The 26,423-nt window shown below is 64.3% G+C and carries 26 protein-coding genes; 12 read left to right on the top strand and 14 right to left on the bottom strand.

From position 1 onward, the window contains the following. Nucleotides 1-18: 18 nt before the first annotated feature. Nucleotides 19-939, top strand: coding sequence for an aldo/keto reductase (locus CDO35_RS05390; RefSeq protein WP_099522917.1), 921 nt, complete (start codon nucleotides 19-21; stop codon nucleotides 937-939). 1 nt (nucleotide 940) lies between these two features. Beyond that, nucleotides 941-2,233 (top strand): NTP/NDP exchange transporter, encoded by a 1,293-nt coding sequence (locus tag CDO35_RS05385; protein ID WP_099522916.1) that lies wholly within the window; start codon nucleotides 941-943, stop codon nucleotides 2,231-2,233. An 8-nt stretch (nucleotides 2,234-2,241) separates the two neighbouring features. On the opposite strand, the gene CDO35_RS05380 is transcribed toward CDO35_RS05385, so the two are convergent. Next, the gene (locus tag CDO35_RS05380; RefSeq protein WP_099522915.1) at nucleotides 2,242-3,141 is read right to left on the bottom strand and encodes a LysR family transcriptional regulator; all 900 of its coding nucleotides are present in this window, start codon (nucleotides 3,139-3,141) and stop codon (nucleotides 2,242-2,244) included. A 241-nt stretch (nucleotides 3,142-3,382) separates the two neighbouring features. On the opposite strand from CDO35_RS05380, the gene CDO35_RS05375 reads away from it, so the two are divergent. The 6 genes from CDO35_RS05375 (at nucleotide 3,383) to CDO35_RS05350 (ending at nucleotide 10,117) form a co-directional block, all read left to right on the top strand. Next, nucleotides 3,383-4,624 carry a 3-hydroxyacyl-CoA dehydrogenase gene (locus CDO35_RS05375; RefSeq protein ID WP_099522914.1) on the top strand — a complete coding sequence of 414 codons (1,242 nt, stop codon included), beginning with the start codon at nucleotides 3,383-3,385 and terminating at the stop codon, nucleotides 4,622-4,624. Beyond that, nucleotides 4,621-6,411 (top strand): acyl-CoA dehydrogenase C-terminal domain-containing protein, encoded by a 1,791-nt coding sequence (locus CDO35_RS05370; RefSeq protein ID WP_099522913.1) that lies wholly within the window; start codon nucleotides 4,621-4,623, stop codon nucleotides 6,409-6,411. Before CDO35_RS05375 ends, CDO35_RS05370 begins: the two co-directional genes overlap by 4 nt. Before the next feature lie 137 nt (nucleotides 6,412-6,548). Then, nucleotides 6,549-7,712 (top strand): iron-containing alcohol dehydrogenase, encoded by a 1,164-nt coding sequence (locus tag CDO35_RS05365; protein WP_099522912.1) that lies wholly within the window; start codon nucleotides 6,549-6,551, stop codon nucleotides 7,710-7,712. A 97-nt stretch (nucleotides 7,713-7,809) separates the two neighbouring features. Continuing rightward, nucleotides 7,810-8,244, top strand: a complete 435-nt coding sequence (locus CDO35_RS05360) for an acyl-CoA thioesterase (RefSeq protein WP_099522911.1) — start codon at nucleotides 7,810-7,812, stop codon at nucleotides 8,242-8,244. A 44-nt stretch (nucleotides 8,245-8,288) separates the two neighbouring features. Next, nucleotides 8,289-9,353, top strand: a complete 1,065-nt coding sequence (locus CDO35_RS05355; protein WP_099522910.1) for a DUF2157 domain-containing protein — start codon at nucleotides 8,289-8,291, stop codon at nucleotides 9,351-9,353. Then, nucleotides 9,350-10,117 carry a DUF4824 family protein gene (locus tag CDO35_RS05350; protein WP_099522909.1) on the top strand — a complete coding sequence of 256 codons (768 nt, stop codon included), beginning with the start codon at nucleotides 9,350-9,352 and terminating at the stop codon, nucleotides 10,115-10,117. Before CDO35_RS05355 ends, CDO35_RS05350 begins: the two co-directional genes overlap by 4 nt. Here CDO35_RS05350 and CDO35_RS05345 read toward each other — a convergent pair. The 4 genes from CDO35_RS05345 to CDO35_RS05330 form a co-directional block, all read right to left on the bottom strand. Then, complete coding sequence (locus CDO35_RS05345) at nucleotides 10,111-10,554, bottom strand: glycine zipper domain-containing protein (RefSeq protein ID WP_099522908.1); 444 nt, start codon at nucleotides 10,552-10,554, stop codon at nucleotides 10,111-10,113. The genes CDO35_RS05350 and CDO35_RS05345 overlap by 7 nt on opposite strands. 83 nt (nucleotides 10,555-10,637) lie before the next feature. Further along, nucleotides 10,638-12,977, bottom strand: coding sequence for an FdhF/YdeP family oxidoreductase (locus tag CDO35_RS05340; protein WP_099522907.1), 2,340 nt, complete (start codon nucleotides 12,975-12,977; stop codon nucleotides 10,638-10,640). After that, a complete protein-coding gene (gene fdhD, locus CDO35_RS05335; protein WP_099522906.1) occupies nucleotides 12,974-13,789 on the bottom strand; it encodes a formate dehydrogenase accessory sulfurtransferase FdhD in 816 nt (271 codons plus the stop codon). Before fdhD ends, CDO35_RS05340 begins: the two co-directional genes overlap by 4 nt. A 97-nt stretch (nucleotides 13,790-13,886) precedes the next feature. Beyond that, nucleotides 13,887-14,774, bottom strand: coding sequence for a LysR family transcriptional regulator (locus CDO35_RS05330; protein ID WP_099522905.1), 888 nt, complete (start codon nucleotides 14,772-14,774; stop codon nucleotides 13,887-13,889). A gap of 119 nt (nucleotides 14,775-14,893) precedes the next feature. On the opposite strand from CDO35_RS05330, the gene lysM reads away from it, so the two are divergent. Then, complete coding sequence (gene lysM, locus CDO35_RS05325) at nucleotides 14,894-15,331, top strand: peptidoglycan-binding protein LysM (RefSeq protein ID WP_099522904.1); 438 nt, start codon at nucleotides 14,894-14,896, stop codon at nucleotides 15,329-15,331. A gap of 75 nt (nucleotides 15,332-15,406) precedes the next feature. Here lysM and yrfG read toward each other — a convergent pair whose 3' ends face one another. Further along, complete coding sequence (gene yrfG / locus CDO35_RS05320) at nucleotides 15,407-16,087, bottom strand: GMP/IMP nucleotidase (protein ID WP_099522981.1); 681 nt, start codon at nucleotides 16,085-16,087, stop codon at nucleotides 15,407-15,409. A 123-nt stretch (nucleotides 16,088-16,210) separates the two neighbouring features. Here yrfG and nudE point away from each other — a divergent pair, with 123 nt between their 5' ends. Both nudE and cysQ read left to right on the top strand, forming a co-directional pair. Continuing rightward, nucleotides 16,211-16,777 (top strand): ADP compounds hydrolase NudE, encoded by a 567-nt coding sequence (gene nudE, locus CDO35_RS05315; RefSeq protein ID WP_099522903.1) that lies wholly within the window; start codon nucleotides 16,211-16,213, stop codon nucleotides 16,775-16,777. Next, nucleotides 16,774-17,592 carry a 3'(2'),5'-bisphosphate nucleotidase CysQ gene (gene cysQ / locus CDO35_RS05310; RefSeq protein WP_099522902.1) on the top strand — a complete coding sequence of 273 codons (819 nt, stop codon included), beginning with the start codon at nucleotides 16,774-16,776 and terminating at the stop codon, nucleotides 17,590-17,592. The genes nudE and cysQ overlap by 4 nt, the downstream gene beginning before the upstream one ends. Before the next feature lie 107 nt (nucleotides 17,593-17,699). On the opposite strand, the gene CDO35_RS05305 is transcribed toward cysQ, so the two are convergent. From CDO35_RS05305 to gshB, 8 genes are all read right to left on the bottom strand, one after another. After that, nucleotides 17,700-19,607, bottom strand: a complete 1,908-nt coding sequence (locus CDO35_RS05305) for a beta-ketoacyl synthase (protein ID WP_099522901.1) — start codon at nucleotides 19,605-19,607, stop codon at nucleotides 17,700-17,702. Nucleotides 19,608-19,911: 304 nt separating this feature from the next. Beyond that, entirely contained in the window at nucleotides 19,912-21,183 is a 1,272-nt protein-coding gene (locus tag CDO35_RS05300; protein WP_099522900.1) for a dihydroorotase, read from the bottom strand. Beyond that, nucleotides 21,183-22,190, bottom strand: a complete 1,008-nt coding sequence (locus CDO35_RS05295) for an aspartate carbamoyltransferase catalytic subunit (protein ID WP_011920651.1) — start codon at nucleotides 22,188-22,190, stop codon at nucleotides 21,183-21,185. Before CDO35_RS05295 ends, CDO35_RS05300 begins: the two co-directional genes overlap by 1 nt. A 10-nt stretch (nucleotides 22,191-22,200) precedes the next feature. Then, nucleotides 22,201-22,704 (bottom strand): bifunctional pyr operon transcriptional regulator/uracil phosphoribosyltransferase PyrR, encoded by a 504-nt coding sequence (gene pyrR, locus CDO35_RS05290; RefSeq protein WP_099522899.1) that lies wholly within the window; start codon nucleotides 22,702-22,704, stop codon nucleotides 22,201-22,203. Nucleotides 22,705-22,734: 30 nt separating this feature from the next. Next, nucleotides 22,735-23,172 carry a Holliday junction resolvase RuvX gene (ruvX, locus tag CDO35_RS05285; protein WP_099522898.1) on the bottom strand — a complete coding sequence of 146 codons (438 nt, stop codon included), beginning with the start codon at nucleotides 23,170-23,172 and terminating at the stop codon, nucleotides 22,735-22,737. Next, the gene (locus CDO35_RS05280) at nucleotides 23,169-23,738 is read right to left on the bottom strand and encodes a YqgE/AlgH family protein (RefSeq protein WP_099522897.1); all 570 of its coding nucleotides are present in this window, start codon (nucleotides 23,736-23,738) and stop codon (nucleotides 23,169-23,171) included. Before CDO35_RS05280 ends, ruvX begins: the two co-directional genes overlap by 4 nt. 94 nt (nucleotides 23,739-23,832) lie before the next feature. Next, nucleotides 23,833-24,729, bottom strand: coding sequence for an energy transducer TonB (locus CDO35_RS05275; RefSeq protein ID WP_099522896.1), 897 nt, complete (start codon nucleotides 24,727-24,729; stop codon nucleotides 23,833-23,835). An 88-nt stretch (nucleotides 24,730-24,817) separates the two neighbouring features. Next, complete coding sequence (gene gshB / locus CDO35_RS05270; RefSeq protein ID WP_099522895.1) at nucleotides 24,818-25,774, bottom strand: glutathione synthase; 957 nt, start codon at nucleotides 25,772-25,774, stop codon at nucleotides 24,818-24,820. Nucleotides 25,775-26,015: 241 nt separating this feature from the next. Here gshB and pilG point away from each other — a divergent pair, with 241 nt between their 5' ends. After that, nucleotides 26,016-26,423: a twitching motility response regulator PilG gene (pilG, locus tag CDO35_RS05265; protein ID WP_017678433.1), complete on the top strand. Its 408-nt coding sequence runs from the start codon at nucleotides 26,016-26,018 to the stop codon at nucleotides 26,421-26,423.

Here is a 26,423-nt window from a genome sequence, read left to right as displayed (position 1 = left end):
TGTTAGAGGAGCCACGTCATGCCTACTCGTCGCCGAGTCCTGCAAGGTAGCGCCAGCCTGGCAGCGTTAGCTGTCCTGATGCCCTGGTTACCGTCCTCCGTCTTCGCCGCCGAAACACTGCTGAGCCGGGCGATTCCCAGTAGCGGTGAACTGCTGCCGGTGATCGGTCTGGGTACCTCACGCACCCACGATGTGGCGATGAGCGACGAGGCGCTACAGCCCTTGCGCGAGGTGTTGCAGGCACTGGTCAACGGTGGCGCCAGCCTGGTGGATACCGCGCCGAGCTACGGGCGGGCCGAAGCGGTGTGTGGCGCTCTGGCCGCAGAAGGCGACATGCGCAAAAAGCTGTTCCTGGCCAGCAAGGTGTCCTCCACCGGGCGTTCTGCTGGCGAGCGGCAGGTCGAAGCCAGTTTCGCCGCGCTCAAGACCGACACCATCGACCTGATGCAGGTGCATAACCTGCAGGACACCAGCACTCAGCTTGGCCTGTTGCGCGAGCTGAAAGAACAGGGCCGGGTACGCTACATCGGCGTGACTCACTACCTGGATTCCGCCCACGAGCGCCTGCTCGAGGTCCTGCGCAAGGAACCAGTGGATTTCGTCCAGTTCAACTACTCCATCGGCGAGCGCAACGCCGAGCGCGAGCTGTTGCCCTACTGCGCCGACAAGGGCATCGCAGTTTTGATCAACCGGCCTTTTCAACGCTCGGCCCTGTTCGATCGGGTCAAGGGCAAGAGCCTGCCGGACTGGGCTGCGGTGGAGCTCGATGCCACCTCTTGGGCACAGCTGATGCTCAAGTACATCCTCGCCAACCCGGCGGTAACGGCGGTGATCCCGGCCACCTCCAACCCACGCTATATGGCTGACAACATCCTCGCCGGCCAGGGCCGCCTGCCCGACGCGGCGCAGCGCCAACGCATCATCGAGCTATTCGCCTGAGATGCAGGCGCTCACCCGGCGCCTGGCGCGTGCGATCAATGCCGAAGGTGAGGAGCTGGCTGCGGTGCTGGCCGGTTTTGCCTTGTTCTTCTGTCTGTTCGCCGGCTATTTCATGTTGCGGCCGATCCGTGAGGCGATGGGCATCACCGGTGGTGTGAACAATCTGCAGTGGCTGTTCACCGCGACCTTTGTCGTCATGCTGCTGGCGGTGCCGCTGTTCGCCTGGCTCAACTCGAAAGTCCCGCGTATCCATTTCATCGACTGGGTATACGGCTTCTTCTGCCTCAACTTGCTGGCCTTCGTCCTGCTGTTTCGCATCGACCACGACAGCGTATGGCTGGCGCGGGTGTTCTACGTGTGGATCTCGGTCTACAACCTGTTCGTCGTCTCGGTGGCCTGGAGCCTGATGGCCGACGTGTTCGATGGCGCCCAGGCGCGGCGGCTGTTCGCCTTCATTGCTGCAGGCGCTAGCGTTGGTGGGCTCTGTGGACCGCTGTTGAGCGCCTTGTTGATCGGCGCTATCGGTGAGTCCGGGTTGATGCTGATGGCCGCCGTGCTGCTCGGTGCGGCCATGGCGCTCAAGCGTTACCTGATGGAGTGGCGCGAGCGACAGGGCGCCGGGCGGTCTGCAGGGGCAGCCAACGAGAGCCCGCGCAGGCCGGTGTCAGGCAATCCGTTCAGCGGGCTGACGCGTATGCTCGGTTCGCGTTACCTGCTGGGTATCGGCGCGTTCATTTTGCTGCTCACCTCGGTGAGCACCTTTCTCTATTTCGAGCAGGCGCGCCTGGTGGCTGAGCTGTTCCCGGATCGCGCCGCCCAGGTGAAGGTGTTCGGTGTGATCGATTTCGTCGTGCAGGCCGGTGCCCTGGCTGCGCAGTTGTTCATCACCGGGCGGGTGGCGCAGAAGCTGGGCGTACGTGTGTTGCTGTCGCTAGTACCGGCACTGGTGTGTCTGGGCTTTATCGGCCTGGCGCTGGCGCCGACTTTCGCCATGTTGGCTGGGCTGATGATCGTGCGGCGTATTGGTGAGTATGCCTTCGTGCGGCCGGGGCGGGAAATGCTCTTCGCCCCGCTCGACGCCGAGAGCAAGTACAAGGCGAAGAACTTCATCGACACCGTGGTCTATCGCGGTGGCGATGCCCTCAGCGGCTGGGCCAAGGCCGGGCTGGACATGCTCGGCCACGGCGCCTGGCTGGTGGCCATGGTCGGTGCTCTCTGTGCAGCGCTGTGGGGAATGTTAGGTTGGTATCTGGGCGGACGCGCCGATAGGCAGGCGGAAAGACAGGACGGGTGACTGGGTAATCATCCCGCCACCGCGACGATCTCCTCGATCAGCCATTGCAGCGCGGCATCGCGTTGGCGTTGTGCCAGGCTGACTACCTCCAGATGGAAAGGCCCGAGGGTGAAGGGCAGGTCGAACAACTGCAGTGGCAGCAGCGTGGCGAAATGTCGGGCGAGGGCGGTGGGCAGCACTGCCGCCAGCTCGCTGCCAGCGACGATATGCGCCGCCTGCAGGTAGTTCGGTGTGGTGTAGAGAATCTGCCGCGACAGCCCCTGTTCCCCCAGCCATTGATCGACCATGCCGCGGGTCTGCCCACCATGCACCCAAAGGTGGCGCAGGCGCAGGAAGGTATCCAGATCCAGATTGCCCTGGCGCAGCAGCGGATGATCGCGGTGTACCGCCAGCTTGAGTGTCTCGCTCATCCAGTGGTGACGGGCGAAGCGCGCCGGCATCTCGTCGAAGCGGCCCAGCACCAGATCCAGCTCGCCCTTGTCCAGCGCCTCCATCGGCAGGCTCGGGCTGAGGTGGCGAATGTCGATGCCGATGCCCGGCGCTTTATGGCTGATGCGCTCGAGCAGGCGCGGCATGCATACCAGCTCCACGTAGTCGGTGACGGCGATGCAAAAGCGCTGGCGGCTTTCGCCCGGCTCGAAGGTCTCGCCGGCGCTCAGGCTCTGTTCCAATTGGCGCAGGGCGCTGCGGATCGGGGCTTCCAGCGCCAGTGCTCGTGGCGTCGGTTGCATGCGCCGGCCCACGCGCACCAGCAGCGGGTCGCCGAGCAGCTCGCGCAGGCGCCCCAGCGCATTGCTCACGGCGGGCTGGCTCAAGGACAGGCGCTCGGCGGCGCGCGACACGTTCTGCTCGCGCAGCAGAGCGTCCAGCACCCGCAGCAGGTTGAGGTCGAAATTGCTGAAATTCATCTGCTGAATACGTTGTATCACAAGACTAAATTTCAAAAATAGTAGCGGCTTGCTTATCGTGACCCAAGCTTCTGGGTGCCTTTAAAAACGTAGGCGAGGCAGTCAGCGCAAGGCGAAAACAGGCGAAAAAGCGGAGTTTACGGGTTGTAAATGAGCATTTTGAGCCTGTTTTTAACGCAGCGATGACAACGCAGGTAGTTTTTAAGGGGGCCCAGCCTGTTCGTGCACGAGAGGAACAACAATGAACAAAGTCGTCTCGCCGCTTCGCTGTGCCGCTGTGATCGGCGCCGGCACCATGGGCCGCGGTATTGTCATCAGCCTGGCCAATGCCGGCTTGCGCGTGCTGTGGCTGGATAACAATCCGCAGATGGTCGAGCAGGGCCTGGCGATGGCCGAGGAAACCTGGGCGCATAACGTCGCCAAGGGTCGTATCGACTCACTGGAAGCGGCAGCGCGACGCGCACGTATCGAAGCGGTGGACAGCTATGCGGCGCTGGCCGACGCCGACCTGGTGATCGAAGCGGTGTATGAAAACCTCGAACTCAAGCAGCGCATCTTCCGCGAGCTGGACGCGGTGATGAAGCCCGGCGCGATTCTCGCCAGCAACACCTCGGCGCTGGATATCGATGCCATCGCCGCCGTCACCACTCGGCCGGAAGCCGTGCTGGGCCTGCACTTCTTCAGCCCGGCGCACATCATGAAGCTGCTGGAGATCGTCCGCGGAGGCAAGACCGCGCCAGCCGTGCTGGACGCCGCTCAAGAGCTGGGCGAGCGCATGGGCAAGGTGGCGGTGGTGGCCGGTAACTGCCACGGTTTTATCGGCAACCGCATGCTGCACACCTACGTGCGTGAGGCGCGCATGCTGCTGCTCGAAGGCGCCTGGCCGCACCAGGTGGACGCGGCGCTGCAGGGCTCCGGCTTCGCCATGGGGCCGTTTCGCATGTACGACGTGGTCGGCATCGACCTGGAATGGCGTGCCCGTGAACTGTCCGGCCAGGGCCAGGACGACCCGGCGGTACAGGTGGACAACCGCCTGTGCGAACTGGGCCGCTTCGGCCAGAAGAGCGGCAAAGGCTATTACCTGTATGCGCCCGGCAGCCGCCAGGCCGAGCATGACCCGGTCGTCGACGGGCTGGTGCAGATGCAATCGGAGCGCCTGGGCTTCAGTCGCCGTGATATCGGCAACGAGGAGATTCTCGAGCGCTGCATGCTGGCACTGGTCAACGAGGGGGCGAAGATTCTCGAGGAGAACATCGCCGCCACTAGCCACGACATCGATCTGGTCTATCTCAACGGTTACGGCTTTCCCGCCGAGCGTGGCGGCCCGATGAGCTGGGCCGACGGCGAGGGTGTCGCTGCGATTCACCAGCGTCTGTTGCAACTGACCGAGCGCTTCGGCGCGCATTGGCAATCGGCGGCGCTGATCGAGCGGCTGGCTGCCGATAACAAGCGCTTCAGCGACGTGCAGGAGGGCCGGGTATGAGCTATCAGGCGCCTTTGCGCGATATGCGCTTCGTGCTGCACGAACTGTTCGACGCTGCCGGCCACTGCGAGCGTCTGGGTAACGGCCTGGATCGCGAGTTGATCGACGGTGTGCTGGAGGAGGCTGCGGCCTTTGCCGCAGGCGAGGTCGCGCCGCTCAATCGCAACAGCGATGAGGAGGGTTGTCACCTGGAAAACGGCCAGGTCAGCACGCCCAAGGGCTTTGCCGAGGCCTACCGGCAATACGTGGACAACGGCTGGGCAAGCATGACCGGGCCGGTGGAATATGGCGGCCAGGGCTTCCCACAACTGGTGGCCTTCGCCTTTCACGAGATGCTGATGGGCGCGTCGTTGTCGTTCCGCGTCTACTCCGGGCTGACCGAGGGCGCCGTGCTGGCGCTGCACAGGCACGGCAGCGAAGCGTTGAAGCAGCAGTATCTGGGCAAGCTGGTCAGCGGTCAGTGGACGGGCACCATGTGCCTGACCGAGCCGCAGGCCGGCACCGACCTGGCTCTGCTGCGCACCCGCGCCGAGCCGCAGGCCGACGGTAGCTATCGCGTCAGCGGTAGCAAGATCTTTATCAGCGGCGGCGAACAGGATCTGTCGGAGAACATCATCCATCTGGTGCTGGCGCGTCTGCCGGATGCACCTGCTGGCGTGAAGGGCATTTCGCTGCTGCTGGTACCGAAATTTGTCGCTGCCACCGACGGCACACCGGGTGAACGCAATGCGCTGAGCTGCGGCGCTATCGAGCACAAGATGGGCATCAAGGGCGCCTCCACCTGCGTGATGAACTTCGACGGCGCCACCGGCTGGTTGGTAGGCGAAGCCAACCAGGGCCTGGCCTGCATGTTCACCATGATGAACGACGCGCGCTTTCAGGTCGGCCTGCAAGGCTTGGGGATAGGCGAGGCAGCCTTCCAGGGCGCGCTGCGTTATGCCCGTGAGCGCCTGCAGTCGCGGGGACTGACCGGCGTGCAGGCGCCGGACAAGGCGGCCGATCCGATCATCGTTCACCCCGATGTGCGGCGCATGCTGCTGACGCAGAAGACCCTGGTCGAGGGCAGCCGCATGCTCGCCGCCTACACCGCGCACCAGCTCGACCTGGAGCATGGCGCCGAGTCGGCCGAGGCATGTAAGGCGGCCGGTAAGCGCGCGGCGCTGCTGATCCCTATCGTCAAGGCGTTCTTCACCGACATGGGCCAGGAAGTAGCCAGCCATGGCGTGCAGGTCTATGGCGGCCACGGCTTCATCCGCGAGTGGGGCATGGAACAACTGATGCGCGACAGTCGCATCACCCAGCTATACGAGGGTACCAACGGCATCCAAGCGCTGGACTATATCCGCCGCAAGTTGCTCGGCGACGGTGGGGCTGAGCTGTCTGCGCTGCAGGCCGAGTTCAGCGCGCTGTGCGATGCCCAGGCAGAGCGCCCGACGCTGAAGGGTATGGCGACCGTCGTGCAGGCACGTCTGGGTGAATGGCGCGAGCTAAGCGCAGAAGTGATTGCCGTCTGTCAGCGCGACCCGCAGGAGATCGGCGCTACTTCGGTGGATTTTCTCCAGTACTCGGCTTATGTGCTGCTCGCCGGTTTCTGGCTGCAAGCGGCGGCGCGGGCGCAGGATGTCCTGGAAACGGGCAGCGGCGAGGCGGCGTTCTACCAGGCCAAATTGCACAGCGCCGATTTTTATCTGCGCCGTGTACTGCCGCGAGCCAGTGCACACCGCGAAGCCCTGCTGGGTGGTTCGCAGTGCCTGATGGCCATGGATGAGGACAGTTTCGCGTTCTAACGCGGGTTATTGGTGCGCACGGCGCACCCTACGTCTTCAGGGTGCGCCTCGTACGTAGGGTGCGCTGTGCGCACCATCTGCCACCGATTGCACGATCTACCTCGGATTTCATCCGGGCTACAAAAAGAGGAGCACCCATGCACCCATTCAGCTTCGCCACCACCGCGCAGATTCTTTGCGAGTCCGGCGCCAGTCTGCGTCTGGCCGAACTCTGCCGCGAGCGCGACGCCCGGCGCGTGCTGATCGTCACCGATCCCGGCATCACCCGTCTCGGTCTGCTGGAACCGCTGCTGCCAGGATTTTCTCGCGCTGGCATGAACGTGCGGATATTCGATCAGGTACTGGCCGACCCGCCGGAAGCTGTGGTGCTGGCCGCTGTGGCGCAGGCTCGTGAGTTGCAGGCCGAACTGGTGGTCGGCTTCGGTGGTGGCAGCTCGATGGATGTGGCCAAACTGGTGGCGCTGCTGGCGTATCCCGACTGCGGCCAGGCGCTGAGCGAGATCTACGGTGTGGGCAATGCCCGCGGTCGGCGTCTACCACTGATTCAGGTGCCGACCACCGCCGGCACTGGCTCGGAAGTGACGCCAATCGCCATCGTCACCACCGGCGAGACCACCAAGATGGGTGTGGTTTCGCCGCTGCTGCTGCCGGATCTGGCTCTGCTCGATGCCGACCTGACTCTCGGCCTGCCGGCGACGGTCACCGCCGCCACCGGCATCGACGCCATGGTGCATGCCATCGAGGCCTACACCAGTGCGCTGAAGAAGAACCCGCTTTCCGACTTGCTGGCGCGCGAAGCGCTGCGTCTGCTTGCGGCCAACCTCGATGAGGTAGTGAGTAACGGCAGCAACCGCGAGGCGCGTCAGGCCATGTTGCTCGGTGCCTGCCTGGCTGGACAGGCCTTCGCCAACGCGCCAGTGGCGGCGGTGCATGCCCTGGCCTATCCCTTGGGCGGGCATTTCCATATTCCTCACGGGTTGTCCAACGCCTTGGTGCTACCGCAGGTACTGGCGTTCAACGCACCAGCGGCCGCGCCGCTGTATGCCGAGCTGGCGCCGCTGGTATTGGGCGAGCAGTTGCGGGCCGGCAGTGCAGCGGCGCAGACCGAGCAACTGATCGAGGCCCTGGCCGGCTTCAGTCAGCGCAGCGGCCTGCCGACGCGGTTGCGCGACGCCGGAGTGAGCGAAGCCATGTTGCCCACGCTGGCGGCGGACGCCATGCTGCAGCAGCGTCTGCTGGTGAACAATCCGCGCGAGATGAACGAGCAGCAGGCGCTGGCCATTTATCAGGCTGCTTACTGAAACCAGATTGCCATTGGTGCGTATGGCGCACCCTACGCTCGGCGTTATTTCGCCGTAGGGTGCGCCGCGCGCACCGAAGCCACCCCAAGGACCCTCGATGAGCCAACCCCAACACCTGCGTGGCGACTACCGTCACTTCCAGCCGATCACCACGCGCTGGCACGACAACGACATCTACGGCCACGTCAACAACGTGACCTACTACAGCTACTTCGACAGCGCGGTGAATGCCTACCTGATCGCCGAGGGTGGTCTGGATATCCATGGCGGGGAAGTGGTCGGCTTCGTGGTCAGCTCGGCTTGCGACTACTTCGCCTCCATCGCCTTCCCCGATGCCATCGAGGTGGGGCTGCGCGTCGGCAAGCTGGGTAACAGTTCGGTGCAGTACGAGCTGGCGATTTTCAAGGCCGGCGAGGATCAGGCCTGTGCCGCTGGGCGCTTCGTGCATGTGTTCGTCGACCGGACGAGCAATCGCCCAGTAGCGATCCCCGAGACCTTGCGTGCTGCGCTGGAGCGCTTGCTCACGACCTAGTCCGGCCTGCTAGGCTGTGGGCAGTCATTTGCCAGGGAGTGCCCATGTCCGATCTCGAGCGTGAGCAGGCGCAACAGCGTGCCGCTCGCATCGCGGCCTTCCGCGAGGAGCTGGCGGAGTTGCGCCAGGAGCAGGTGTTGCAACTGAGCGCTGCACAGGAACAGGCCGTCACCGACCATCATCGCCAGTTGCTGGCGCACTTTCGCCAGGCGCTGGATATCGACGCCGATGCTCGCGCACGCCAGCTCTCACTGGGGATGCGCCTGGCCTCACTGTTCGGCGCGCTGGCGCTGGCGGCAGGATTATTCTTTCTGTTCTACCAGTTCTGGGGACTTTTCGACGCCTTCGCGCAGGTCGCCATCTTGGTAGGCAGTACCCTGGGCAGCCTGCTGCTGTGCTTTTGGCTGCAGGCTCGCGACACTTCGGGTTATTACGCCAAGCTGGCCTCGGTGCTGGCATTCGTCTGCTTCGTGCTGAACCTGTCGATGCTCGGGCAGATCTTCAATATCACGCCGTCGGACAAGGCCCTGCTGCCCTGGGGAGCGTTGGCGCTGCTATTGGCTTATCAATGCCGCCAGCGTCTGTTGCTGGTGGTGGCATTGCTCTGCTTCGGCCTGTTCGTCGCGGCTCGCCTGGGTGATTGGGCGGGCTGGCACTGGTGGTCGCTGGGTGAACGGCCGGAGCTGTTCATACCGCTGGCGGCGCTGTTGCTCGTGCCGCAAGTGCTTGAGCAGCGGCGTTATTCGGGCTTTGCCGCCTGCTACCGAGTAGTGGGGCTGCTCTACTTGCTCGGTCCGGTGCTGGTGCTGTCCTACTGGGGAGGCGGCAGCTATCTCGACTGGTCGACGGGCTGGATCGAGGCGTTCTACCAGACGCTCGGTTTCGTCCTCGCCGGGTTGACGATATGGCTCGGCATTCGCCGCGGCTGGGGCGAGGTGGTCAACACCGGCCTGGTTTTCGCGTTGATCATGCTCTTCGCCAAGCTGTTCGACTGGTGGTGGCAGTTGCTGCCGCGCTACCTGTTCTTCCTCCTGCTTGGGTTGATCGCCGTGCTACTGCTGGTGATGTTGCAACGCTGGCGGCGCAACGCGCCGGGAGGTGCGCAATGAAGCGGGCAGCATGGCTTGGCCTTGGTGTGGTGCTACTGAGCAATGCCGTCGCCCTGGGCGGCGTCTGGTACAACCGCAGCGGCGAGCCCGAGGCGCAACTGCTGCTCAGCGAGCGTGAGTTGCAACGCGTCTACGGTGGCTGGTTGCGCGATGATGACGATGGCGTACTGCGTCTGCAACTGAGCTGGCAGCGCCCCGGTGATGGTTGGCAGTTGCCCTGGCTGGACGAGGCCAAGCTGCGCGAGCTGGGTTTCTCCGCTACCGATGAGCAAACCTTGAACAGACAGCCGGCACGCCAGGTCTGGCTGGTGCTGGAGCTGGATGGGCCGTTGTACCAAGGTCAGGTCGAAGAGGCGCGGCAGGCTCTGAGCGGGGCCGAAGCTGAATTGCACGCCAAGCCAGAGAGCGAGGTGTTACAGCAGGAGCGCGATGAGCGTCAGCGTCGCCTTCACTTCGTCGAGCAACAGGCCAGCCGTTTGATGCTTGTGGATGCGGGCGTGGATGCACAGGTGCTGCGCCAGCGTTGGCCGGATCGGCAGCGTCAGGTGTTACTGGCCGGGCGTATCGAGCCCTATCGCCACGCTGCAGAAGCCGGCTATGGCGCCACCATTCGCTTGGAGAATGACCGCCTGAGTGTGCCCTACGCCTATCGCGAGCTGGCGCGCGGCTGGGAGCGCAGCTACGAGCAAACAGGGTTCAAGGCGCAGGTCGAGGTGGCCTTCGGTCGTCGCCATGAACCCTGGGTGCTCAGCATCCGTCAGTGACGGCGCCAGTGTTTGTGGTGCTTCTTGTGCTTCTTGCCATGGTGTTTGTGATGCTTGCCGCGACGATCATCGTCGTAGCTGGCGTTGCCCATGTAGTTGCCCAGCGCGCCACCAGCGCCGCCGCCGACTGCTGCACCGACCACGCCACCGGTGTTACCACCTACCTGCTGGCCGACGACGTTACCGCCCGCTGCGCCCAGGGCGCCGCCAATGGCGGCTTCGGTGCGGCTGCGGCGATCCGCACCGACCATGCTGCCGGCAGCGCCACCGAGACCGGCACCGACCGCAGCGCCAGTGTTGCCACCAACCTGCTGACCAACCATCGCACCCACTGCGCCACCTAGTGCGCCGCCCAGGCCGGCCTCGGTATTGCCGGCAAAGGCAAAACCGCCGCTAGTCAGGCCAAGGGAAAGAAAGAAGAGTTGCAGAGACTTCATGGACACCTCGATAACAGAAACCGCCAGATGGCGAGCGTTACGCCATTGACCAGCGATTTCTGTACGAGGTTCCTGGCCGCCGGTCAGCTTGCTGCGCTGCTGCCCAGCAGATTGCCGCCGCTGGCAGCCTGCAGGCGGATGGCGACGAACTTGCTGGTCGGTGTGCTGCTGCCGACGCCGGCGCTTTCCAGCGGCACCAGCGGATTGGCTTCGGGGAAGTAGGCAGCGGCCTGGCCGGCCGGGATATCGAAAGCGAGCAGGGTGAAACCGCTCACCCGGCGTTCGATGCCATCGTTCCACAACGAGCGGATGTCCACCTTCTGACCTGGCTTGAAGCCCAAACGAAGGATGTCCGCCTCGTTGGCGAAGAGCACATCGCGCTGGCCGCGTACGCCGCGATAGCGGTCGTCGAGGCCGTACACCGTGGTGTTGTACTGATCGTGCGAGCGCAGGGTCTGCAGGATCAGATCCGGCGTCTCTCCGCTTTCGCGCACCTGCGGAGGCAGCAGGTCGTCGAGCAGCGCATTGGCCTTGAAGTTGGCCTTGCCGGATGCCGTTTTCCACTGCCGCGCGCCGGCCGAGTTGCCGAGGTAGAAACCGCCGGGGTGAGCGACACGCTGGTTGAAATCCTGGAAGCCGGGGATGGTGTCGGCGATCAGCTCGCGGATGCGGTCGTAATCGGCGATCAGCGCGTCCCAGTCCACCGGGTGGTTGCCCAGGGTGGCCTTGGCGATCCCGGCGACGATGGCCGGCTCCGAACGCATCTCGCTGCCGGAGAGCGGTTCGAGCTGGCCGTAGGAGGCGTGGATCATGCTGAACGAATCTTCCACCGTCACCGCTTGCGGGCCACCGGCCTGATGGTCGATGTCGGTACGGCCCAGGCACGGCAGGATCAGCGCGTCGCGGCCAACGGTGAGATGGCTGCGGTTGAGCTTGGTGCTGATCTGCACGGTGAGGTCGCAGCTCTGCAGCGCCTTGTGCGTACGCGGGCTGTCTGGTGTGGCCTGGGCAAAGTTGCCGCCGAGGCCGATGAATACCTTGGCCTGGCCGTCGATCATGGCGTTGATCGCCTCGACGGTGTTGTGGCCATTCTCGCGCGGTACCTTGAACTGAAAGCGCTTTTCCAGGGCGTCGAGCAGCGTGACCGGCGGGCGGTCGTTGATGCCCATGGTGCGGTCGCCCTGCACGTTGCTGTGGCCACGTACCGGGCACAGGCCGGCGCCGGGGCGGCCGAGGTTGCCGCGCAGCAGTTGCAGGTTGACGATTTCCTGGATGGTAGCCACTGAATGGTGGTGCTGGGTGATGCCCATGGCCCAGCAGATGATCACACGCTCGGCACGGCGGTACATGCGCGCCGCCTGTTCGATTTCCAGCAGGCTCAGGCCGGACTGGGCTTCAAGCGCCTCCCAGGTGGTTTCGTCGAGCAGCTTCAGGTAGGCCTCGACACCATCGGTGTGCTCGGCGATGAAGGCATGGTCGAACACCGCGGCCTCACCCTTGGACTGCGCCTCGCGCTCCCACAACAGCAGGAACTTGGCGATGCCGCGCATGGCGGCCATGTCGCCGCCCAGGGCGGGACGGAAGAACGCGGTGTTCAGCGGCTCGGAGCCGTTGGTGAGCATCTCCAGCGCGTGTTGCGGATGCTGGAAACGCTCCAGGCCGCGTTCCTTGAGCGGGTTGAAGCAGACCACCTGGGCGCCGCGTTTGACCGCTTCACGCAGCGGTTCGAGCATGCGCGGGTGGTTGGTGCCGGGGTTCTGGCCGAGGACGAAAATGGCGTCGGCATGCTCGAAATCGTTGAAGGTCACGCTGCCCTTGCCGATGCCCACGCTCTGGCCGAGGGCGACGCCGCTGGCCTCGTGGCACATGTTCGAGCAGTCGGGGAAGTTGTTGGTGCCATAGGCGCGCACGAACAACTGGTAGAGGTATGCCGCCTCGTTGCTGGCCCGACCGGAGGTGTAGAACTCGGCGTGATCCGGACTCGGCAGCGCCTTCAGATGCCTGGCGATCAGGGCGAAGGCTTCGGCCCAGGTGGTCTTCGTGTAGCGATCGGTGCTGGCGTCATAGCGCATCGGGTGGGTCAGGCGGCCCTGGTACTCGAGCCAGTAGTCGCTCTGCTCGCGCAGTTGGCTGACCGTGTAGCGGGCAAAGAAGGCCGGGTCCACGCGGCGTTTGGTGGCTTCCCAGTTGACCGCCTTGGCGCCGTTCTCGCAGAACTTGATATGGCCGTCTTCGGGCGAATCACCCCAGGCGCAGCCGGGGCAGTCGAAACCGCCGTTCTGGTTGGTCTTGAGCAACGCGCGCAAGTTCTTGAACGGCTGCTTGCTGTCCAGCCAGAAGCGGGTCACGGCGTTCAGTGCACCCCAGCCAGCGGCTGGGCCTTTGTAGGGCTTATAGCGAGGATTGACGGGTTGCAGGCTCATGGTCGTTCTTCTTCGTCAGGCGCAGGGCTGTAGACCCGCGGCGTGCTGTGATGGGGCAGGTGGATCAGGTTGAGGCGATGGCGCCGCGCCCAGTCCACGGTCAGTGCGGTGGGCGCGGACAGGCTCACCAGGGTGCCGATGCCGGCACGTACCGCCTTGTGCAGCAGTTCCAGGCTGCAGCGGCTGGTGACCAGGGCGAAGCCACCGTGAGTGTCGATACGTTCGCGGGCGATGGCGCCGATCAGCTTGTCCAGGGCGTTATGGCGACCGATGTCTTCACGGCACAGGCGAATCTCACCGCTGGCATCGATGAACAAGGCGGCATGCAGCGCGCCGCTGTGGCGTGCCAGTTGCTGCTGCTCACCGATGCGCTCGCGCAGGCCGCTCAGGTGTTCCAGCGGTGGCAGGGCGGCGCCTGGCAAAGCCGTCAGGGCTGGCAGGGCCTGCTCCAGCGCATCCACACCGCACAGGCCGCAACCGCTGGTGCCAGCCATTTGCCGGCGTTGCTGCTTGAGCGCCCAGAAGGCGCGACTGCTGACCTGCAAGCGGGCTTCGCGGCTGTCACCAAGACCGCGCAATTGGATGTCATAGATGTCGTCGATTGACTTGATCAGGTCGTTGCCAAGACTGAAGCCGACGGCAAAATCTTCCAGGTGATGGGGCGAAACCATCATCACCGCCTGGTTCAGGTCGTTGTAGCTGATCGCCAGGGCACATTCTTCGGCCAGTGCAGCGTGCTGCGCGCGACCGTCACCGAGTTCGGCGTAGGTATAGGCACTGGCAATGTGCGGCTGGGCGGCTGGCTTGGCCATCGAGGCGCGCTCTGTGACAGATTGACACAGCTAAGCCTAGGCCCATGGGCGGGGAGCGTCTAATCGTTGGCTTTGATGTGTTGATCGAGCAAATCTATCAAGCGTTCGCCAGCCACTCTCGTGCCTCTTCGAAACAGGCTTGCGCGAGCGGTGAGGCAGGGGCGCTACGGCGCATGATCAGGCCCTGAGGTGCCAGGGTATGAGCGTCCTCGATGGGTAGCAGGCGTAGATGACCGTCGGTCGGAGCGCCGTCGGTCGGCAATGGCATAACGCTGCAGCACAGACCGGCGCTGACCGCTTGAGTCAGGTGATGCACGGCATCAGCCTCCAGGCGTACCTGCGGGCTCAGGCCGCGAGCACGGAAGCTGTGATCGATGGACTGGCGAAAGTGCATGCCAGTCGAGAGCAGGCCCAGGGGCAGGTTGGCCAACTGCTCCCAGCGCAGACTGGCGCTGACGAAGTGGAAGTGGCGCTGATCGTAGAGCAGGCCCATTCGCGCCTCAGCCAGTTCCAGGCTGGCGAAATGCTCGCGGTCAAGGCGATCGAGATAGGACAGGCCCAGGTCGAGCTGATTGCGGACCAGCCCCTCCAGAATCTGATCGCTGCTCAGCGCGTGCAACTGGAAACGCAGCCCGGGGTGACGCTCGGCGAACAGACTGATCAGGCGCATCGGGTCGAAACTGGCCAGCGGCACCACGCCCAGGCGCAGCGTGCCCACCAGGTGCCCACGACAGGCTGCAGCTTCGGCGAGCAGGCCATCCTGTGCGGCCAGCACACTGCGTGCCCAGGCCAGGATACGCTCACCTTCGGCGCTGAAACCCTCGAAACGCTGCCCGCGACGGACCAGTTCCAGGCCCAGTTCATCTTCCAGCTGGCGCAAACGCATGGACAGCGTCGGCTGGGTCACGTGGCAGCGCGCAGCGGCCTGACCGAAGTGGCGGGTCTCGTCGAGGGCGACGAGGAATTTCAGCTGCTTTATGTCCATGGGGGCTCCTGGTTTGCCCGGATTCTAATGCGCGAACGCTAATCAGGGGTGTTTCCTGAACTAGACTTTGGTCTCCGGGCGGTTTGCCCGGTCATTCACAAGGAACGAGAGGAATCGCCATGAGTCTGTTTGCCTTTGTCAAAGACGCCGGGGTCAAGCTCTGGGAGTCGCTGGTGGGTCAGGAGGCACAGGCCGCCGAATCGCTCAAGGAGCATGTCGCCAAGGTTGGCCTCGGCAACCCCGACATCGAGGTCAGCGTCGAGGGCGACAAGGTCATCGCTCGCGGCGAAGTGGCCAGCCAGGAGGAGAAGGAAAAGATTCTCCTGGCGCTGGGCAATGTGGCCGGTGTCGGTGAGGTCGATGATCAGATCAGCGTGACCACACCCGCGCCCGAAGCTCGCTTCGTCACAGTGAAGAAGGGCGACACGCTGAGCGCTATTGCCAAGGCCGAGTACGGCAATGCCAATGCCTACATGAAGATATTCGAGGCCAACAAGCCGATGCTCAGTCACCCGGACAAGATCTATCCGGGACAGGTATTGCGGATTCCCGAGTAAACCCGTGCTCAGGTGCTGCGGGGGCTTGGCCTTGGCGATGATCGGCGTCATTCGCGATCGCCGGCAAGCCGGCTCCTACAGCGAGGGCGTCGCAGGCAGTCCGTGCACCAACTCCCGGTAGTCCTCCACTGCGGCGAACTCCTCGGTATCTTTAGGCCCGGCCTGACTGTCTGGCTGGCGCACGGCGAGCAGATGGGCAACACCGAACTGCCCGGCGCTGCGCAGGATCGGTAGGCTGTCGTCGATGAACAGGCTGCGGGCCGGGTCGAAGTCGACATCCTGGCGCAAGGCGAACCAGAACTGCTGATCCTCCTTGGGGAAACCGTAATCGTGGGAGCTGATCAGGCGCTCGAACCAGGGTGTCAGCTCGACGCGTTCCAGTTTCAGCGACAGCGAATCGCGGTGCGCGTTGGTGATCAGCACCACGCGCTTGCCAGCTTCGCGCAGGGCACGCAGAAACAGTTCGGCATCCGTACGCAGGGCGATCAGGTGCGCGACCTCGCGCTTGAGCTCGCGGATCGACAGGCGCAGCTCGCGGCTCCAGAAGTCGGTGCAGTACCAGTTCAGCGTACCGGCATGCTGGCGAAACAGCGGCAGCAGTTCGGCCTGGGCCAGCGCCAGGCTGACGCCATGGTGCTCGGCGTAGCGCTGCGGCAGGTGGGTGAGCCAGAAGTGGTTGTCGAAGTGCAGGTCGAGCAACGTGCCGTCCATGTCCAGCAGGACGGTGTCGATCTGCTGCCAGGGTAGTACGGGCATGCTCATCTCTCTGATCGGGAACAATTGTTCCGTGGCCTGTTTCGCCTTGATGCAATCTCGGCCACGGATAATGGCGAAAGCCGCTGTATGATAACCCGCTCGGTCCCGCCAAGGAGTCGCCTCATGCGCCAAAAACCCACGGTTCTCGCTCGCGAAATTGTCGCCAGCAGCCGTCTGTTTCGTGTCGAGGAAGTGCAGTTGCGCTTCTCCAACGGCACGGAGCGCATCTATGAGCGACTGGTCGGCAAGGGCTCGGGCTACGGCGCGGTGATGGTGGTGGCGATGCTCGACGCCGAGCACGCGGTGCTGATCGAGGAATATTGCGGCGGCACCGATGACTACCAGCTGTCGCTGCCCAAAGGCCTGATCGAGCCGGGTGAAGACGTGTTGGTGGCAGCCAACCGCGAGCTCAAGGAAGAGGCCGGTTTCGGCGCGCACGAACTGGAGTACATCACCGAACTGAGCCTGTCGCCCGGTTACATGAGCCAGAAGATTCAGGTGGTGCTGGCGCGCAATCTTTACGAAGAGCGCCTGCCGGGTGATGAGCCCGAGCCGATGCGGGTCGACCGCATCAGCCTGCGCGAGCTGTCCAGCCTGGCCCAGCACGAACAGTTCAGCGAAGGCCGTGCGCTGGCTGCGTTGTACCTGGTGCGCGATCTGCTGACTCAACGGGGGGACTACCGTCCGTGAGTCATCCCTTTATTCCCCAGGTGATCGAACTGGTTCGTGCGGCGGGCGCGGCGACGCTGCCGTACTGGCGCAGCGGTGTGGCAGTGACGGAGAAGGCCGATGCCTCGCCGGTGACCGCTGCCGACCTGGCCGCGCACCATATCCTGCTCGATGGCCTGCAGGCGCTGGCACCGGAGGTGCCGGTGCTGTCAGAGGAGGCCGCCGACATTCCGCTGGCTGAGCGCGCCGCCTGGACGCGTTGGTGGCTGGTCGATCCGCTCGATGGCACCAAGGAATTTATCGCCGGCTCCGAAGAGTTCACGGTCAATGTCGCGTTGATCGAACAGGGACGAGTGGTCTTCGGTGTGGTCGGCATTCCTGCCAATGGCCGCTGCTATTACGGCGGCGCTGGTTTGGGCGCCTGGTGCAGCGATATGCCGGGCGAGGAGCATTCGATCAGCGTGCGCCTGGCGCCCGCGCAGGGCTTTACCCTGGTGGCCAGCAAGCGCCATTCGAGCCCAGCGCAGGAAACTCTACTCGCAGGTCTGGCCCAGCGTTTCGGTGAGCCGGCGCTGGCCAATATCGGCAGCTCGCTGAAGTTCTGTCTGCTGGCTGAAGGCAATGCCGACTGCTATCCGCGCCTGGCGCCCACCTCGCAGTGGGATACCGCAGCCGCGCAGGGCGTGCTGGAAGGGGCAGGTGGTGAAGTGTTGGATCTGGCCGGCGAAGTGCTGACCTACGAGGCGCGTGAATCCTTCCTCAATCCTTCGTTCCTGGCCTTGCCGGCCGCCGCCGAGTGGCGTGGCGAGCTGATCGAGCTGGCGCGTAGTCTGTAGCCTTGACACTTTACCTGTAGGAGCGAGCTCTGCTCGCGAACCCTGGTGACCCAGAAGCTTCGCGAGCAGAGCTCGTTCCTACGGTTTGTGCGTCGTTGCTGCTTCGCTCAATCGAGCATATCGCTGTAACGAGCGTCCTTCCGGAACACCAGCGGCTGGTCGAAGCCAGGCACCTTCACTTCTTCGGTGGTGATGGAGATCGCCTGGTCGTCGATCATGTCGTTGCCGAAGTTGTAGATGATGTCCAGCTTGCCCTGCAGAGCAAGTTGGTCATACGCGGTTGCGGCGGCACGGGTGCTCTCGCGGCGTGCCAGGTAGGCGTCGAAGGCGGCCTGGCCGTGGCGTTTGCGCAGCATGCGCTCGGTCACGTGTGGGGCCAGCACCAGGGCGCTGGCGTTATTGCCGCCAAAGCCCTTGGAGTTGATGAAGGCCACGTCCAGCGCCTGCTCACCCATCTTACGGTCTTCGGTGGACAGGCTCAGGTGATCCTGGTGCACGTCGCCAGCGACTGCGTCGATGGTCTTCAGGCCCGGCACGATGCCGTACTTGAAGGCGCCGAGTGCGCCGATCACCTGGTCGCCGCTGGCGGTGGCCAAGGAGTGGCCAACGAAAGCCTTCACTGCGGTGACCGGCCATTGCTCGATGCCGAAGGCCGCCGCGACGCGGTCAAGGATTTCCGACTCGGTGACGCGGTTGGCCGGGGTGCTGGAGCCATGGGCGTGGACGAAGCTGCGGTTGCGCACGGCGTCCAGGCCGAGCAGTTGCACGGCGCTGGCCACGGCCTTGGCCACGGTCAGGTAATTGCCCGGGCCGGGGGCGGAAATGGATTTCTTGAAACCATCGGCGTTGATGAACACGTCCGGCACGGCGCCGTGGATATCGGCACCCAGCTCCAGGGCCAGCTCATCGTCCATCAGCACCACGAACTGACAGGCTTCGGCCAGGGTGAAACCGCAGTTGTCGCCGAACGGGCGGCTTGCGCGGCGGAAGTCCACCTCGCTCTTGCCTTCGATCTGGCGTAGGCCTTCCTCGGTGGCCAGTGCGCCCATGGCGCCGTAGCCCTCGATGCATTCCTGGTTGATCGGCGCCTCGCTGCTGCCGACGATGACCACGCGCGCCTTGCCGGAGGCGATCTGCTCGATGCCCTTCTGCAGGTTGTAGAGGAAGGTGGCGCAGGCACCGGTGATGCTGCCGGTGGTGCCGACGCTACCGAGCACGTAGGCGTTGATGAAGTCGGCCGGCATGGTGTTCAGGCCTAGAGCCAGCTGCTTGGCGGTGACGCGGCCGCCTTTGAGGCGCGACTGCATCATGCCGCCGAAGCCGTTCTCGTCGAGCTGACTCATGATGCAGCTGGCGAACACGGCGATCTCGTCCGGGGCGACGTGCTGGACGATGCGCTGCCAGTCGATGCCCACCGAGCGCAGGGCGTCGGTGACGCCGACCACGGTCATGGCCAGGCCGCGCGGGTGAAAACGGGCGTTGTACAGCTCGCTTGGCTCGAAGCCGGTGGGCAACTGGCCGGCGGATTTCACTGCCAGCGGGCGATAGCTGTCGACCTTGAATTCGCAACTGTCATGCAGGGTGACGCGTACTTCGTTGCCTTCGAGCTCTTCGACCGACCAGTTGGCCGGCAGCGGCTCGGGCAGTTGCTTGCGCTGGGTGATGAAGCTCAGGTTGGCGCCATTGACGGGGGCGAGGCTGATGCTCTTCTGCCAGTGGGCGGCGTCCGGGTCCAGGTGCTGCTTCTCGAGACGGCGTACCAAGGTGCCAGCGAGGATCTCCTTGGCGTAGCGGCTTTCGATGTCGGCGAGGCTCAGCGCCTGGCCGTCCTGATCCTGGTACTGGCCATCGACCACGCGCACCAGTTTCATCATCTGCGCCAATCCGGCCAGGGTTTCCTGGCGCGCCTGGGGTTCCAGCGACTCCTGCACGGTGCGACGGAAGCCATGGTGGAAGGAGCTGCGCCCGGCTGCGTTGTAACCCCCAAAACCCACGATCACAGGTAAGCGCGACATAAATCAAAAGCTCCTGAACAAGGCCAGCGCGACGCCAGGCCGGCGCCTTTGGGCGCGAGCGGGGTCATAGGGCGGTGGCATTTGGAAAATTTCGGCTGCTTAACCTGACGTGGATCATGACCGTCGAGTCACTACTTCGTCCAATGTCGTGGCAAGAGCGGGGCGTGTCGCGGATGGGAAGGTCGCCTGGACGTAGGGTGCGCCGTGCGCACCGCGGCCTTTAGCGGTTGGTGCGCGCGGCCTGAGCGACCCCGCGACACCCTACGGAGCTGGCGAGCCCGCCGGGTGGCGGGCTCGTATCGGTTCAGCCCTGGTAGCTGATATGCCCGTCGACCAGCGTGTAGCGCACCGCGCCCGGCAGGCAATGGCCGATGAACGGGCAGTTGCTGCCCTTGGAGTACCACTGCTCGCCGGCGATGGTCGAGGCCTGCGCATCGAACAGCACGATATCGGCGGCGCCGCCGACGTTCAGGCTGCCGGCTGGCAGGCGCAGCGCGGCGGCGGGGCCGTTGGTCAGGCGCGCCAGCAGTGTCGGCAGATCCAGCAGGCCGTCCTGCACCAGGCTCAGGGCCAGTGGCAGCAGCAACTGCACGCTGCTGATGCCCGGCTCGGTGGCGGCGAAGGGCGCCAGCTTGGCATCGCGCTCGTGCGGCTGGTGGTGACTGGAAATGGCCGAGATCACCCCGGCTTTCACCGCTTCGCGCAGACCGTCGCGGTCGGTGCGCGAGCGCAGCGGCGGTTGCACGTGATAAAGGCTGGAGAAGTCGATCAGCGCCTCGTCGGTGAGGATCAGCTGGTACAGCGCGACATCGGCGGTCACCGGCAGGCCGCGGGCCTGGGCGGCGGCGATCAGCTCGGCACCACGGGCGCTGGTGATCTGGCTGAAGTGCGCGCGCACGCCGCTCTGTTCCACCAGCAGCAGGTCGCGAGCCAGGGCCACGGTTTCGGCGGTTTCCGGGATGCCGGCCAGGCCGAGGAAGCTGGCGGTCGGGCCTTCGTGCGCCAGGCCGCCTTCGGCCAGATCGGCATCCTGCGAGTGGAAGATCACCTGCAGGTCGAAGGTGGCTGCATATTCCAGCGCACGGCGCAGGGTACGGCTGCTGCGGAAGTTGTCCAGGCCATTGCCGAAGGCCACGCAGCCAGCGTCGCGCAGGGCGACCAATTCGGCGAGCTGCTCGCCAGCCAGGCCCTTGCTCAGTGCGCCGATGGGAAAGACCTTGGTGTGCCCGGCTTCGCGGGCGCGGTCGAGGATCAGCTCGGCCACCGCCGAGGTGTCCAGCACCGGCTTGGTGAACGGTGGGCAGCACAGGCTGGTGACGCCGCCGGCCGCTGCTGCCAGGGTTTCCGTGGCGATGCTGCCTTTGCGGCTGTAGCCAGGCTCGCGCAGGGCCACCGACAGGTCGACCAGGCCGGGCGCTGCGATCAGACCTTGGGCGTCGAGACTGTTGTCGGCAACGAAGCCGGCCGGCGCTTGACCAGTGGCGACCAGCTTGCCGCCATCTATATAGAGGTCGGTGACCTGATCCAGGTCGCTGGCTGGATCGATCACGCGGGCGCCGAGGATTGCGGTACGCATCAGTTGGCCTCCTCGGCGTTGAGTTGACGTTGGGCGTTCTGCCCGCTCATGGCCATCGACAGCACGGCCATGCGGATGGCGATGCCGTAGGTGACCTGGTTGAGGATCACCGACTGCGGGCCGTCGGCCACTGCCGACTCGATTTCCACGCCGCGGTTGATCGGCCCCGGGTGCATCACCAGGGCATCCGGCTTGGCCAGCTTGAGGCGCTGCTCGGTCAGGCCGAACAGGCGGTAGAACTCACCCTCGCTGGGCAGCAGCCCGCCCTGCATGCGCTCGCGCTGCAGACGCAGCATGATCACCACGTCGACGTCCTTGAGGCCTTCGTTGGCGTCGCTGAATACGCGCACGCCGTAGCTTTCTTCCAGACCAATGGGCAGCAGAGTCTTCGGCGCGATCACGCGGATGTCCGGGCAGCCCAGGGTCTTCAGCGCCAGCATGTTCGAGCGTGCCACCCGCGAGTGCAGGATGTCGCCGACGATGGCCACCGAGAGGTTCTCGAAGTCGCCCTTGTGGCGGCGAATGGTGAGCATGTCGAGCATGCCCTGGGTCGGGTGCGCATGGCGGCCGTCGCCACCGTTGATGATCGCCAGGTTCGGGCACACATGCTCGGCAATGAAGTGCGCGGCGCCGGAGTCGGCATGGCGCACGACGAAGATGTCGGCGGCCATGGCCTCGAGGTTGCGCAGGGTGTCGAACAGCGTCTCCCCCTTGCTGGTGGAGCTGGTCGAGACGTTGAGGCTGATGACGTCGGCCGACAGGCGTTGGGCGGCCAGCTCGAAGGTGGTGCGGGTGCGCGTGGAGTTCTCGAAGAACACGTTGCACACGGTCTTGCCGCGCAGCAGCGGGACTTTCTTCACCGCCCGCGCGCCGACTTCGAGGAAGGAGTCGGCGGTGTCGAGGATTTCGGTCAACAGCTCGCGGGGCAAACCGTCGAGTGAGAGGAAGTGACGCAGCTGACCTTGGTCGTTCAGCTGCAGCGGGCGCTTGGCGGCGAGTGGCGTCATCGCGGGGGTCTCAGTTGGCGAGCGTCTGGAGTTCGAGGGTCAGCGGCGTGGGGCCGGACAATTTTACCCGCTCGTTGGCTGCCAGCGACAGGGTGGCACCGACCACGTCGGGACGAATCGGCAACTCGCGGGCATCGAGGTCGAGCAGGCTGACCAGGGTCACACTGGCCGGGCGGCCGTAGTCGAACAGTTCGTTCAGCGCAGCGCGGATGGTGCGGCCGCTCATCAATACGTCGTCGATCAGTACCAGGTGCTGGCCTTCGATCTCGAACGGCAGCTCGGACGGTTGCACCTGTGGGTGCAGGCCGTTCTGGGTGAAGTCGTCGCGGTAGAAGGACACATCGAGCACGCCCAGCGCGTCGTCACGATGCAGGGCCTGCAGCAGGGCCTGGGCGACCCAGACACCGCCAGTGCGGATGCCGATAAAACGCGGTTCGCTGATCTGGCGCCGATTCAGATGCTGGGTCAGGGCGCTGGCCATGGCCGGTAGTAGATCGTTGGGGTTGGGTAGCATGGCGAAACTCCTTGGTGCGTGCTGACTCGATCAGCCCGTGCAGTTTTCCTCTAACCAGCCCTGTAGCAACAAGGCTGCAGCAATGGCATCGACGGGGCGCTCGCGATAGCCGCCACTCTGGCCTTCGCGCAGGCGCTGGCCCTTGGCCTCGAAGGTGGTCAGGCGTTCGTCGTGGGTGTAGGCCGGCAGGTTGAAGCGGCCGTTGAGGCGGCGGGCGAATTTCTCGGCGCGGGCGCTCATCTCGCTGGGCGTGCCATCCATGTTAAGTGGCAGGCCGACCACCACGGCGTCCGGCTGCCATTCCTTGATCAGCGCTTCGACGCGGCTCCAGTCCGGCACGCCGTTCTGCGCCTTGAGCACACACAGTTCGCGGGCCTGGCCGGTGATTACCTGGCCGACGGCGACGCCGATCTGCTTGGTGCCATAGTCGAAGCCCAGCAGCAGGCGCAGTGGCTTGTCGCTCATCAGGCGTGCCCGACCTGTGAGGTCAGCAGGCTGAGGTTGACCCCCAGGCGCGCAGCTGCGGCATTCAGGCGTTGGTCGAACGGCAGGTCGAAGAGAATGTTGCTGTCGGCGGGGCAGGTCAGCCAGGCGTTGTCAGCCAGTTCGGCCTCCAGTTGCCCGGCATCCCAGCCGGCGTAGCCGAGGGTGATCAGGTAGCGATCCGGGCCGCTGCCGTCGGCGATGGCGAACAGCACATCCTGCGAGGTCGAAAGCCCCAGTTCGCCCAGCTCCAGGGTCGCCTGGAACTGCGGGCCAGCTGGATGCAGGACGAAGCCGCGGTCAGTCTGTACCGGGCCGCCGGCGAAGATCGGCAGGCTGTGGCACAGCGCCGCGGGCTCCTCATCGGGGCGTAATTGCTCCAGCACATCGGCCAGGTTGAGGCCATTGGGCTTGTTGATCACCAGGCCCATCGCGCCCTGCTCGTTGTGTTCGACCAGGTAGGTGACGGTCTGCGCGAAATTCGGATCGTCCATGTGCGGCATGGCGATCAGGAAGTGGTGCTTGAGCGAGGTAGGGGCTGAACTCTTCATGTCGGCTAGTTTGAAGCCGCAAGCTGCAAGCGACAAGCATCAGCAGAAGAACCTCCGTCGCGGTTCTCCGTATTGAGGCTTGTCGCGGCTCTGGCTAGTTGCTCGACAGGCGGTCGCCGCGCTCGAAGCGCCAGGTGCGGATGATTTCCAGGCGGTCGATATCGGCCAGGTCACCGGTGAAGGGCGCATAGGGCGCGGCCAGGCGGACGATGCGCTGCGCTGCCTGATCGAGCATGGCCTGGCCGGACGATTCCAGCACCTGGACCTCGTACAACGAGCCGTCACGGTTGATCGACACCAGCAGGCGCAGGCTGCCGTAGATGCGCTGACGACGAGCATCGTCGGGATAATTGAGGTTGCCGATGCGCTCGACCTTCTTGCGCCATTCATCCTTGTACCAGGCCCCCTTGTCGCGCATGGTCGAGGCAGCATTGAGGCGGTGGATCTTCGGGCGTTTGGCGTACTGCTGAACCTCTTGGGCAAGCTCCGCCTCCAGGCTGGCGATTTCGGCGGACAACTGAGCGGAGTCGAACACTGGCGCAGGCTGGGTTTGAGGCACCGGCTTGGTTTCTTCGCGTTTGACCGGAGTTTTTTGCTGCTGTGGTGCACGTGTAGCGACCGCGGCCTTGGGGGCTTCCTGTTTGGTGGCGGGCTGTTGCGGGGTGGCGGGCGGTGTGACCTTGCGCACCTCGCTGTCCTGGAAGGGCGCCTGTTCGGTGGTCTTGGGGGCGGCTGCGTGTTCCAGCGTGCCGCTGCCTTGCTGGTTGTCCTGCGCCAGGAAATCCGCTTCTTTGGGCTTTTCTTCGCTCTTGAAGGTGGAAAGCGTGATTTCCAGCGTCTTGCTGATTTCCGGCGGCGACTCCAGGGTAAAACCGACGCCGAGGATCAGTGCCGCGTGCAGTGCAGCCGCGAGAAACAGGGTGAATCCCAGGCGGTCCGCCGGTCGTGCGTTGGCGGAGGAGGTGGTCGGTGGGGAGGCTGCTGCGTTCATCGCGTATAGGGTCTGCTTTCGAATGTCGCGCAGTCTGCCGGGTAGCAGTGGGCGCCTGCAAGTTGCAGGCACCAGGCTGCCACCTGCGTCAAGCTTTTAACCCGCGCTTGCGTGCAATGCAGTCCATCAGTTGTTCGCCGATGCGGGTGTCGAATGCCGCATCGATCTCGCGGATACAGGTCGGGCTGGTGACATTGATTTCTGTCAGATGGTCACCGATCACATCGAGCCCAACGAAGATCAGGCCTTTTTCGCGCAGGGTCGGGCCGACTGCGGCGGCGATCTCACGATCACGTTCGGTCAGTGGGCGTGCCTCGCCACGGCCACCTGCGGCCAGGTTGCCGCGGGTCTCTCCGGCAGCCGGAATACGTGCCAGGCAGTAGGGTACCGGTTCCCCGTCTATCATCAGGATGCGTTTGTCGCCGTCCTTGATCGCAGGCAGGTAGGCCTGCGCCATGATCTGCTGGTGGCCGTGCAGGGTCAGGGTCTCCAGAATCACCGAGAGATTCGGGTCGCCCTCACGGTGGCGAAATATCTGCGATCCGCCCATGCCATCAAGGGGTTTGAGAATGATGTCACGGTGCTCATCGGCAAACTGGCGCACAATGTCGGGGCGCCGGCTTACCAGAGTCGCAGGTGTGTATTGAGGAAACTGGGTGGCGAAGAACTTTTCATTGCAGTCGCGCAGACTCTGCGGCCGATTGACCACCAGTACGCCGTCGCGCTCGGCCTGCTCGAGCAGGTAGGTGGAGTAGACGAACTCGTTATCGAAGGGCGGGTCCTTGCGCATCAGGATCACGTCCAGTTCGGCGAGCGGCGTGTCCTGTTCCGTACCAAGGGTGAACCAGCGCTGCGGATCGTTGAATACTTCCAGAGAGCGCAGGCGGGCGCGAGCCTGACCGCGAACCTGATAGAGATCCTGCTGCTCCATGTAGAACAGCGACCAGCCGCGTGCTTGAGCGGCCAGCAACATGGCCAGCGAGCTGTCTTTCTTGAAGGAGATGCTGGCAATAGGATCCATGACGATCCCGAGACGAAGGCTCATGGGGGATAAACTCCGTGAGATGAGGGTGAAGGCCGGGCTGACCGAGCCGAATGACGGCTCTCAGGGTGGCGCCGGCCGGGCCGCGTGGTCAAGGGCGGAGCTGCCCGGGAAGCCTTATAGATTGCATCTGGAGAGTGTGCTAAAAAGGCCCGACGATTGGGTCAAGACCCATCGAAGACTGGGCCTCAGGCATACTGATAACGCGAATATAACGACTCACCGAGGCGATGGTAGGGCAAACATGGAACAGCATACCGAGGGTTTGAAAGTGATGGTGATCGACGATTCGAAAACGATTCGTCGCACCGCTGAAACTCTGCTGAAAAAAGTGGGTTGTGATGTCATCACTGCGGTCGATGGCTTCGATGCCCTGGCCAAGATTGCCGACACGCATCCCAGCATCATCTTTGTTGACATCATGATGCCGCGTCTCGATGGGTATCAGACCTGTGCCCTGATCAAGAACAACAGTGCTTTCAAGTCCACGCCAGTGATCATGCTGTCCTCCAAGGACGGTCTGTTCGACAAGGCCAAGGGGCGTATCGTCGGCTCCGACCAGTACCTGACCAAGCCTTTCAGCAAGGAAGAACTGCTCGGTGCTATCAAAGCCCACGTGCCTGACTTCACCCCAGTGGAACAAGCCTCCTGA

Source organism: Pseudomonas sediminis (assembly GCF_002741105.1).
GTDB classification, from domain to species: Bacteria; Pseudomonadota; Gammaproteobacteria; order Pseudomonadales; family Pseudomonadaceae; genus Aquipseudomonas; species Aquipseudomonas sediminis.
This window is presented reverse-complemented; position numbering and strand designations above follow the sequence as displayed.